The sequence below is a fragment of the Oscillibacter valericigenes genome (assembly GCF_016902445.1).
Lineage (GTDB): Bacteria > Bacillota > Clostridia > Oscillospirales > Oscillospiraceae > Oscillibacter > Oscillibacter avistercoris.
The window spans coordinates 192,403-202,806 of sequence record NZ_JACSNX010000003.1; the positions used below are offsets into that span (position 1 = coordinate 192,403).

A 10,404-nucleotide genomic window follows, 5' to 3' on the forward strand; every position below is an offset into this window, starting at 1 on the left:
AAATATAGACGATATCGTCTATAAAATAGACGCGGACGAGACCGGCGGAAGGGAGCAGTGCGGAATGACACAGAAAGAGCGGCAGGAGCGCAGCAGGGAAGAGATCTACCAGGCGGCACTGGAAGAGTTCGGGACCTCTGGCTACGACAACGTGAATATGGAGCGGATCTGCGGCAACCATGGGATCTCCAAGGGCATGATGTACCACTATTACTCCAGCAAGGATGCCCTGTTCCTGCTGTGCGTGGAGCGGACCTTTGCGGAGCTGAAGGACTATGTGGAGCAGCATGCGGAACTGCTGGACGGGCAGGACACGCTGAATGACATCCGGGAGTACTTCCTGATCCGGGAACACTTTTTCCAGCAGAACCCCAGAGAGAAAATGATTTTTGAAACAGCCATGCTCCGGCCGCCCAAGCTTCTGGCGGAGCAGATCCACCAGCTGCGGGCCCCCATCCGCAGAATGAACCGGGAGTTCCTGCGGCGGCTGGTGGGAAAGATGCCGCTCCGTCCCGGATTGGACCAGGAGAAGGCGACCCGGTATCTGGAGAGCGTCGGATATTTCTTTCAGAATGTCGCGAGCTGCTATTACCAGAGCGGAAAGACCGGCACAGATCTGCATGCCGTGCTGGAACAGGCAGGGGAGATGCTGGACCTGTTCCTGTTCGGCGTGCTCAGGCAGCCGGGCTGTCCGGCGGATCCGCTGCAGCCGGGGGACGGACCGGACCCCGCAGGATCCGGCGGGGCGGCCTGAAAGATGCCACAGCTGGCGCCGCCCCGCTGCCTTCTGCCGGGGCGGGGATATCTCACCGGTCCCGGGGACCGCGTTTTCCAGCCAAATCACTGATCGGGGAGGATCGATATGCTGAAATTGCTTCACAATCTGCGGCGGCGGGAATGGACCATGGCCGCCGCCTGCGCCGTGCTCATCCTGGGACAGATCTACTTCGACCTGTCGCTGCCGGATTACATGAGCGACCTGACCGTTCTGATCAAAACACCGGACAGCACCCTGGCGGACATCCTGCACACCGGCCTGGAGATGCTGGGCTGCACCCTGGCCAGCGCCGTGCTGTGCGTCATCTGCGGCTATCTGACGGCCAAAGTGGCCGCCGGGTTCAGCTTCTCCGTCCGGGAGGCGGTGTTCCGCAAGATCGCGGATTTCGGCCAGCAGGAGATGATGGCCTTCTCCGTCCCAAGCCTCATCAACCGCACCACCAACGATATCACCCAGGTGCAGATGCTGACGGCCATGGGCCTGCAGATCCTGATCAAATCTCCCATCATGGCGGTGTGGGCCATCATCAAGATCGTGGGCAAGAGCTGGACCCTCTCCGCCATTACGGCGGGCTTCGTTGCAGCCCTGCTGGTGATGATGGTGGTCATCATCGGGGTCGTTGTGCCCCGGTTCCGCCGGGTGCAGAAGCTCACGGACCGCATCAATCTGGTGGCCCGGGAGAACCTGAACGGCATCAATGTGGTCCACGCCTACAACGCCGAGGACTACCAGAATGCCAAGTTCCAGAGGGGCAATGAAGAATTGATGCACACGCAGCTGTTCAACCAGAGGGCCTTCGCCTTCCTGATGCCCGGCGTCACCCTGGCCATGAACGCCCTGTCCCTGGTGATCTACTGGGTGGGCGCCTCCATTGTGAACGGCGTCTCCGCAGCGGACACCGCCGCAAGGCTTGCCACCTTCAGCAACATCGTGGTGTTCGGCACCTACGCCACCTACGTCATCATGTCCATCATGATGATGGTGATGATCATCATGCTGATCCCGGCGGCCCAGGTGTCCGCCCAGCGGATCAACGAGGTGCTGGAGACCCGGAACAGCCTGACCCAGGGCACCCGCACCGACGCCCCGGAGGCCGGCACCGTGGAGTTCCGGGACGTCTCCTTCCACTACCCATCCTCTGACAAAAATGTGCTGGAGCACATCAGCTTCACCGCCAGGCGGGGAGAGACAGTGGCCTTCATCGGCGCCACCGGCAGCGGCAAGACCACTCTGGTGAGCCTGGCCGCCCGGTTCTACGACGCCACGGAGGGCCAGGTGCTGGTGGACGGAGTGGACGTGCGGGACTACACCTTCGACGCCCTGTATGACCGTATCGGCTATATGACCCAGAAGGCCGTCCTGTTCTCCGGCGACATCCGAAGCAACGTGCTGTTCGGTGCCAGCCGGGGCGGGAACTCCGACGAGGACGTCCAAAAGGCCCTGGACCTGGCCCAGGCCAGCGAATTTGTGGACAGGATGCCCGGCGGCATCCGCGCCCCCATCGCAGAGGGGGGCACCAACGTCTCCGGCGGACAGAAGCAGCGGCTCTCCATCGCCCGGGCTTTGGCGAGACGGCCGGAGATCCTGGTGTTCGACGACTCCTTTTCCGCCCTGGACTATCGGACGGATGCAAAACTCCGTGCCGGCCTGGACCGGGAGCTGAAGGACACCACCCGTCTGATCGTGGCCCAGCGCATCGGCACCATCCGGAACGCGGACAAGATCATCGTCCTGGACGAGGGGAAGATGGTGGGGATGGGCACCCACAGGGAACTGATGCAGACCTGCCCCGTCTATCAGGAGATCGCCCGGTCCCAGCTCTCCCGGGAAGAGCTGGTGGCATAAGGAGGGATACAAGATGCCAAATATGATGCAGAACAGGATGCGGGCGCCGGCCAAGAGCAAGCGGGGCATCGGCGGCGTGCTGAAGGAGCTGTTCACCTATTCCAGCAAACTGAAAGTGCCCTCCGCCGTGGCGTTTCTCTTCGCCGTGGCCGGCGCGGTGCTGACCATCATCGGCCCCAACCTGCTCAGCCAGATCACGGACCTGATCTCCGACGCTCTGGGCGGGGAGATCGATATGGCCGCCATCGGCCATATCGGCGTGATCCTGCTGGTGATCTACGGTCTCAGCGCCCTATTCACCTATGTGGAACACTATATCATGGCCACCGTCACCCTGGAGCTGTCCCGGGACATGCGGCAGGACCTGTCCCGGAAGATCAACCGGGTGCCTATGAGCTATTTCAGCAAGGTGTCCTACGGCGACATCCTCAGCCGGGTCACCAACGACGTCAGCACCCTGCAGCAGGCCCTGGCCAACAGCCTGCCCTCCATGATCAGCGCGGCGGCGCAGTTCATCGGCTGCCTGGTGATGATGTTCGTCACCGAGTGGCGCATGGCCCTGGCGGCCATCGCCGTCACCCTGGTGGGCTTCCTGATCATGGCCGCGGTGATGCTCCGGTCCCAGAAGTACTTTTCCGCCCGGCAGGAGAATCTGAGCGTCCTGAACGGCTACATCGAGGAGATGTACTCCGGCCACGACGTGGTGCGCCTCTCCCGGGCCAATGAACAGGTGAAGGAGACCTTCGGCGGCATGAACGCCGCCCTGTACGACGCAGAGTGGCGCAGTCAGTTCCTCTCCGGCATCATGCAGCCTCTGATGACCATCATCGGCAACCTGGGGTATGTGGTGGTGTGCGTTCTGGGCTCCGCCCTGGCCATGAGCGGGGAGATCTCCTTCGGCGTCATCGTGGCCTTCATCCTCTATGTGCGGCTGTTCACCTCGCCTCTGAGCACCCTGGCCCAGGGCATGACCCAGATGCAGACGGCGGCCGCCGCCGGCGACCACATCTTCGACTTCCTCCACGAGGAAGAGCTGTCCGACGAGACCGGCAAGCGCACCGCCCTCGCCGATGTCCGCGGCGAGGTGGAGTTTGACCACGTCCGGTTCAGCTACCCCAACGACCCGGACAAGATCATCATCAAGGACTTCTCCGCCCACATCCGGCCGGGCCAGAAGGTGGCCATCGTGGGCCCCACCGGGGCGGGCAAGACCACCCTGGTGAACCTGCTGATGCGGTTCTTTGAGATCAACAGCGGAAGGATCAAGATCGACGGCGTCCCCACCTCGGAGATGACCCGGGAGAGCGTCCATGACCTGTTCAGCATGGTCCTGCAGGATACCTGGCTGTTTGAGGGCACCGTCCGGGAGAACCTGGTCTACAACAAGACCGGCGTGACGGACCAGCAGCTGGAGGAGGCCTGCCGGGCCTGCGGCATCTACCACTTCATCGAGACGCTGCCCCAGGGATTCGACACCGTGCTGGACGACAGCATCGCCATCTCCGCCGGGCAGAAGCAGCTGCTGACCATCGCCCGGGCCATGATCCAGGGCAATCCCATGCTGATCCTGGACGAGGCCACCTCCTCGGTGGATACCCGGACGGAGCTCATCACTCAGCAGGCTATGGACCGGCTGACGGAACACCGCACCAGCTTCGTCATCGCCCACCGTCTGTCCACCATCAAGAACGCCGACCTGATCCTGGTGCTGAAGGACGGCGACATCATCGAGCAGGGCACCCACGACCAGCTTCTGGCACGGGGCGGCTTCTACGCAGACCTCTACAACAGCCAGTTTGAAAAGGCTGCCTCCTGAGGGGGCCCTGCAGCGGGAGCGGAGCGGCCGGTCTCCGGCAGGGGGAGCTGAGCCCTGCAAAAAAGCCAGCGTTCCAACGGAACGCTGGCTTTTTCAGTGACTGAGGCGGGAGTGGGGAACATCTTCCGGCAGATCCGGATCACGTAAGCGCGGCGATGATCTTTTCCATGGTGGCGTAATTGGGCATGGACACGACCTGGGTGATCTCTCCGGCCAGGTGCGGGACCTGGAAGTGGTCCGAACCGCTCTCCGTGCCGGAGACCTCTGTGCGGAAGCCGTGCTTTTCCCAGGCCAGCTGCTGGACCTGGTCATCCAGCAGGGCGTCGATGCCGGCGGTGCCGGCCTCATCCGTTGCGATATAGATGTGGGAGGACCAGACAGTGGGCGTCGGATAGACCAGCACGATGTCGTCCTGCAGCTGTGCCCAGTCATCCGGATTCTCCGCGGCAAACTCCAGCAGCTGGTTTTCATAGGCGGCGATGATGGGCTTTGCGCCCATGCCGGTCTTCAGAAACTGATCGAAGAGGTCGGAAGAGGAGGCCTCCATGTATCCCAGCTTCTCAAAGATCGTCTGGAGACGGGGAAGGACCGCTTCCACAGACGTCTCGTCCGCCACCCCTCCGCACAGCACATTGGCCAGCAGACCGGCGAACATGTTGCCGGAGTTGGAGCGCACCGGGTCCGTGGTGCTGACGGCCACCGGCCCGTACAGCTCCGGCAGGCCCAGCTCCGCCCAGGAAGTACCGGCCTCCATCAGCGCCGCCAATCCGGCCATATCCATGTAATAGCAGCCGTCCCGCTCTGCTGCGAGACCGCGCGCCAGGAAGGCCTCCAGGACCGGCATGTGGGTATAGAGGACCAGCGGCGTGTTGAAGATGATCTCGCTTTTCACAGGAGCCCCGTGGATCTGCTGATAATATTCCAGCGCGTTTTGACTGGAGGGAAACAGAAAGTCCCGCCCCGTCTGATCGGCAGCCACCATGTCCAGGGAGCCGGCCTTTGCATAATCCAGCGTCAGGCGATAGTCGTCCGCCAGGATCGCCTGGACCTCCGGGTCCTCCAGCAGGCCGATCTTCTCTCCGCCCACATAGCCCCGGAGAGCGGCCGCGGCCGCCGGGGCCGCACCGCCTCCCAGAAGAAGATAGGCGGCTCCGATCCCGATGACTGCCAGCAGGATCAGCAGGCCGATCACTCTTGACTTGTTTCCCATGTCGGAAATCCCTCCGTTTGCAGCAGTGTCTCCATGACCTTCATGTCTGCCTCGGTGTCAAAACGCTCGTCAGCCATGAGCTGTGTCAGCTGCTGATCGAATCCCTCTTTCAGCTTGGGAAGGGCGGCGCGCACCTTCCGCTGAAAATCCAGCACCTCGGGTGTCCGTAGGCCGGCCTCCTGGTAGGCGACATACTGGACCAGGATCCTGCCCATTGTGTCCAGACAGTAGGTGAGGAAGCGGTGGACTGACGGGATCTTCTCCGGATGCTTCCGGAGATAGTCATAAATGCGGGAGCTGGTGTCCGCCAAATGCTCGGCAGTCTCCCGGGTCTTGATGTCCGTGATCCTTCCCGCGGAGAGGCGCACTTGTTTCAGATCCCGGGCAGCCTGCTCCATGACCGCGGACAGCTCTGCGCCATCCGCACGTGAGGCAAAGAACCTGGCGCTGCGGTCCCGCCTGGGCGAAAGGAGCAGGGACAGCCCCACATAGACTCCCACGGCCAGGACCGCGCTGAGCAGCAGATCCCATCGGAGCCCCAGGGCCAGGGTGAAAAACACCAGGCAGGCGGCCGCCAGGGCGGCCGCTGTCTGAAGCAGCGTTCCTTTTTTCATCAGTTATACCCCTTTACGCTTCGGAATGCGCCGATCAGGTCCTCACGGCCGTCAAAGACCCGGGCGTGTGTCAGCTCTGCCAGCGACTCCAACTGGGTGGGGTCTGCGCTGCCGAACATAATGGAGAACACCGGAACGTCTGCATCCAGGTCTTCATAGACCTGCCGAAAATCGTCCGGACTGCCGTCGGACACGCCGTCCGTCATCAGGATGACGGCAGGTGTATAGCGGGTGAGATCGTATGCGGCCAGCTGACGCAGGCCCTCTGCCGCGGCTGCGTAAATATCCGTGCCGCCGGAGACCTCTTCGGCCTCCACCCGGTCATAGAGCCCCTCCAGCTCGGCTCCGTTGCCGCTGGCGGTGAACACGTCCCGGGGGATGCCGGAGAAGGGGATCAGGACATTGACTTCGTTTTCAGAGGCCTGAAGCAAATTTTGGGCTGCCTGCTCCTGGATCAGGATCTGCCGCATGGCCTCCACCATCTGATCCCGCCCTGCGCCCAGCATGCTGCCGGAGTAATCCAGGCAGTAGACGGTGAGAGACGGCTTGCGGAACTCGGTCTGATACAGGTCCAGGCACTCCATCAGCACATCCGCGGAGGGCATGCGGATGGGGGAGAGGACGCGCTGAGGCTGCACGCCCCAGTCTGTGCGGAAGACGTCCTCATTTTCAGGGGAGACGCCGTCATATCCGGTCCGCCGGCCGGTGCGCTGGATTGCATTCTGCACCTCATCGGACAGCAGATATGCCTGGAGGGCCAGAAAGGCCGCCTCCTTGCGGCTGTCCCCGCTGTCGAGATACCCGAGCGGAGAATCCGCCAGAGACAGGCCGTCGTATGGATAGACCACGTACAGCGGCTCCTCGCCCCGCGCCTCCAGCTCCTGGTTGGCGCTGATGATGAGGCACTCATAGTTGACCATGGCGTCATAGCCGCCGGTGAGAAACAGGTCCTTCAGCCAGTCTGAACTGCCGGAGGACCGGTCCACGCCGGAGAGCAGTGATGTGATCTGCGCGGCCAGGCTGGGATCCTGCAGGACCTCCGATGTGATGACGTCGGGGCTGCCCAGCAGGGCGTAGAGAAAGCCGATGTAGGCGCTGCATCCGGAGTTGGACTGTGTGGCGGAGGTCATGCAGAATTTCAGCCGGCCGGAACGGATCGCCGTGAGCAGGTCGGAGACGGAGACCTCCCGCCCCACGAATCCCAGATCCTCCGCCAGGCTCTGTCGGATGCCGAACACCACGGGGGTGACAGAGATGGACTCTGCATGCTTCACCCGGTATTGCGTGTCTCCTGTGGTGAGCCACAGGCTGCTGGCCGGCCAGACTGCGTCATAGTCCGCGGCCCCGCTCTGCAGGATGCGCATGATGTCCAGAGAGCCCTGGTACGTCATCTCGATCCGAATGCCGCTCTCCTGTGAAAAGGCATCCAGGATCTCTTCCAGCTCCTGGTTTTCCGAGCCGGACAGGATCCGCAGCGTCACCCCGCTGAGATCTGCGGGCGGCTCCTCCTGATCCGCATGCGGGATCGCCTCCGGACCAGCGGCTCCGCAGGCTGTCAAAAAGACAAGCAGCAGCGCCGCACACACCAATCGTCTCATAGAAAACCCCTCTTCTTCCCGGAAAGGCGCCGGCGCATGGAAGACCATGCCCACAGCACCTGCGCGGCATAAAATGACCCAAACGAACTTATAGCACGGGAAGAAAAAGAGCTGGTCAAACTGCTGTAAAATCTGCGTAAAATCTGCAGAGAGCCGGTCTGCGCTTTCGGCAGGGGCAGAAAAAGGACCCGGCACAGCGGATCGTTCCGCTGTATCGGGTCCCTGTCAAGGCTCAGCAGAGCCGCAGAGATGCGGATCAGGAGAAAGGGTCCTGGATCGTCAGGATTTCTGCGTCAAAGGGGACGATCAGGAAGGTGTTGGGGGCAACTCTGCGGATCTGGTTTTCGTTGTGATAGGCCACGCCGGCCACTAAGTCCAGCAGGCGCCGCGCGACATCGTAGCTGTCTCTTTCCAGATTGAGCACCACGGAGCTGCCGCTTTGAAGGATATCCACCACATCTTCCGTCTGATCCAGCCCTCTGGGCGCCTGGACCACGATCCTGGAGCGGGGAGAACGGTGTGCCGGCGGCAGATCTGCTTCCAGATCCGGTGCAGACGGAGCATTTCCGTGAAGGACTGCGGACCAGGATGCGATCCGGTCCCGGACGACAGACAGAAAGGACATAAGGCCACCTCCAGTTTTCCGTGCGGGCCCCGGCACACATGAGGCGGGGTCCAGTCTGGGATGATGGTTCTATTATCCGCCCTGCGGGACAATATGTCAACCACCTGTCCGGCCCGGCGCACAGATCTGCCGACCATTCAATGGAGCTCTGCGTGCGGAACGCGGCTGATGGGGGACGGATCGGCAATGATCCGGCTGGGAGAGAGCATCACGGATTGCAGCTCTGTCAGGTTTGACAAGGCGCTGATGTCCACGGTGGGATTGCCGTCGTCGAAATACAGCTCCAGAGACCGCAGCTGTGTCAGATTCCGCAGCGGTTCCAGATCCCGGATGCTGGAGCCCTTATTGCAGGATATCGCCAATTCATCCAATTCCGTCAGATTTTCCAGGCCTGTATAGCTCTCCAGCCCGGAGACATTAATGTGCAGTGACCGCAGCTTTGTCAGGCCGGAGAAGTCCGACATGTCGGAAGTCAGGCAGAGGCTGGAGTTTCCCATATAGAGGACCAGCGACTCCAGCTGCGTCAGATCCCGAAAGACAGCGGTGCTGTCCGCATACAGGTCTCCGTTCATTCGGATCTCTTTCAAGCTGGTGAGCCCCGCAATGGGGGACAGGTCACAGCTTCTGACGGAAATGCGGAGCCGTTCCAGGTCCTTCAGATTTGTGAGAAAATCCAGGCTGTCGATGCTGTTGGTCCCATCGGACTGGGAGCCCATCATGATCAGCTCTTTCAGGTGGACCATTCCGGCCAGCGGCGAAAAATCGGTGTAATTTGACTTGGCGGGGATGTAGAGCCCTTCAAGATCCGTCAATCCGGCCAGCGGAGACAGATCTGTGATCGCACTGGAGACCATGTTGCCATCATCCAGATAAAGGATTTTCAGACCGGTCAGTCCGGCAAGCGGGGAGAGGTCGGCCAGATCCGGATTGGCCAGATCCAGTTCTTCCAGGCCGGTCAGCCCGGAGATCGGCGTCAGATCAGTGGCGCCGGTGCCCATGAGGTTCAGCGCAGTGAGCTCTGTCAAACCGGCCAGCGGAGACAGGTCCGTAATGCCGGGGTTATCCTCCAGAGAGAGGACCTGCAGATTTTTCAGCTGCCCCAGGTCCTGGATATCCGCATCCGTCAGTCCCTGGTCCGCCAGCTTCAGCTCTGTCAGTGCGGTGCTGTACGCCTGCCCTCCAATCGTCACCTTGGGCGCCAGCGCCTCCGTGATGGAGCTTCCGCCGTCACCGCCCGAGCTGCCGCCCCCGCCGATGGCGATGCCGATGCCTATTGCAACGACTACAACCGCCGCCAAGCCCGCAATCAGCCCGGGCCTGACCTTTTTCTTCTCCGGAGCGGAGGAGGCGGTATTTCCTCCGGAAACAGGCACCTCCACCACCTGCTGGGACTCGATGGCGTCCAGGAACTCCTGGGCGTTCTGGAACCGGTCCTCCGGCTGGACGGCAAGACCCTTCAGAATGGCTTTGTCCAGATACTCCGGGATGTCAATGCCGCACTGGGAGACCGGCACCAGGTCATCGTGTTCCAGCCGCTCCAGCGCCTCCGGCGGCAAAAAGCCGGTGATGGCAGCATAGAAGCAGGCGGCGCAGGAGTAGACGTCGGTGAACGGGCCCTGACGGCTCCGGCGGATGTACTGTTCTTTCGGCGCGTAGCCGACTTTCAGGATGACGTCCAAACTCTTGGACTTGTCACCGATAGAGTACCGGGCAGAGCCGAAGTCCAGCAGCTTTACCATGCCGTCCTTCGTGATGTAGATGTTGTCCGGCGTCACGTCACGATGGATGAAGCCCTCCGCATGGACAGCGGTCAGCGCCCGCAGGACGGGGATCATCACATTCAGGGCCTCTTCTACGCTGACCTTTCCGCCGTGATTGGCGATGTAGGTCTTGAAGGAGATGCCCTCGATGTAGTCCA

8 protein-coding genes are annotated in these 10,404 nt (G+C 61.8%); 3 read left to right on the top strand and 5 right to left on the bottom strand.

The genetic code is table 11. The annotated features are described in order from the left end of the window. The first annotated feature begins 64 nt into the window (after window positions 1-64). The 3 genes from H9X91_RS04475 (at window position 65) to H9X91_RS04485 (ending at window position 4,439) form a co-directional block, all read left to right on the top strand. The gene (locus H9X91_RS04475; protein ID WP_204802941.1) at window positions 65-754 is read left to right on the top strand and encodes a TetR/AcrR family transcriptional regulator; all 690 of its coding nucleotides are present in this window, start codon (window positions 65-67) and stop codon (window positions 752-754) included. Window positions 755-862: 108 nt separating this feature from the next. After that, window positions 863-2,623: an ABC transporter ATP-binding protein gene (locus H9X91_RS04480; RefSeq protein WP_204802943.1), complete on the top strand. Its 1,761-nt coding sequence runs from the start codon at window positions 863-865 to the stop codon at window positions 2,621-2,623. Window positions 2,624-2,636: 13 nt separating this feature from the next. Further along, the gene (locus tag H9X91_RS04485) at window positions 2,637-4,439 is read left to right on the top strand and encodes an ABC transporter ATP-binding protein (protein ID WP_243414418.1); all 1,803 of its coding nucleotides are present in this window, start codon (window positions 2,637-2,639) and stop codon (window positions 4,437-4,439) included. A 139-nt stretch (window positions 4,440-4,578) separates the two neighbouring features. On the opposite strand, the gene H9X91_RS04490 is transcribed toward H9X91_RS04485, so the two are convergent. The 5 genes from H9X91_RS04490 to H9X91_RS04510 all read right to left on the bottom strand — a co-directional run. Then, entirely contained in the window at window positions 4,579-5,649 is a 1,071-nt protein-coding gene (locus tag H9X91_RS04490) for a hypothetical protein (protein ID WP_204802945.1), read from the bottom strand. Beyond that, window positions 5,628-6,263: a 5-bromo-4-chloroindolyl phosphate hydrolysis family protein gene (locus H9X91_RS04495; RefSeq protein WP_204802948.1), complete on the bottom strand. Its 636-nt coding sequence runs from the start codon at window positions 6,261-6,263 to the stop codon at window positions 5,628-5,630. The genes H9X91_RS04490 and H9X91_RS04495 overlap by 22 nt, the downstream gene beginning before the upstream one ends. Beyond that, complete coding sequence (locus H9X91_RS04500; protein WP_204802949.1) at window positions 6,263-7,861, bottom strand: VWA domain-containing protein; 1,599 nt, start codon at window positions 7,859-7,861, stop codon at window positions 6,263-6,265. The genes H9X91_RS04495 and H9X91_RS04500 overlap by 1 nt, the downstream gene beginning before the upstream one ends. 256 nt (window positions 7,862-8,117) lie before the next feature. Beyond that, window positions 8,118-8,486, bottom strand: a complete 369-nt coding sequence (sepF, locus tag H9X91_RS04505; RefSeq protein WP_204802951.1) for a cell division protein SepF — start codon at window positions 8,484-8,486, stop codon at window positions 8,118-8,120. A gap of 137 nt (window positions 8,487-8,623) precedes the next feature. Next, window positions 8,624-10,404 (bottom strand): leucine-rich repeat domain-containing protein (locus tag H9X91_RS04510; RefSeq protein ID WP_204802953.1); only part of this gene is annotated, 1,781 nt, incomplete at its 5' end.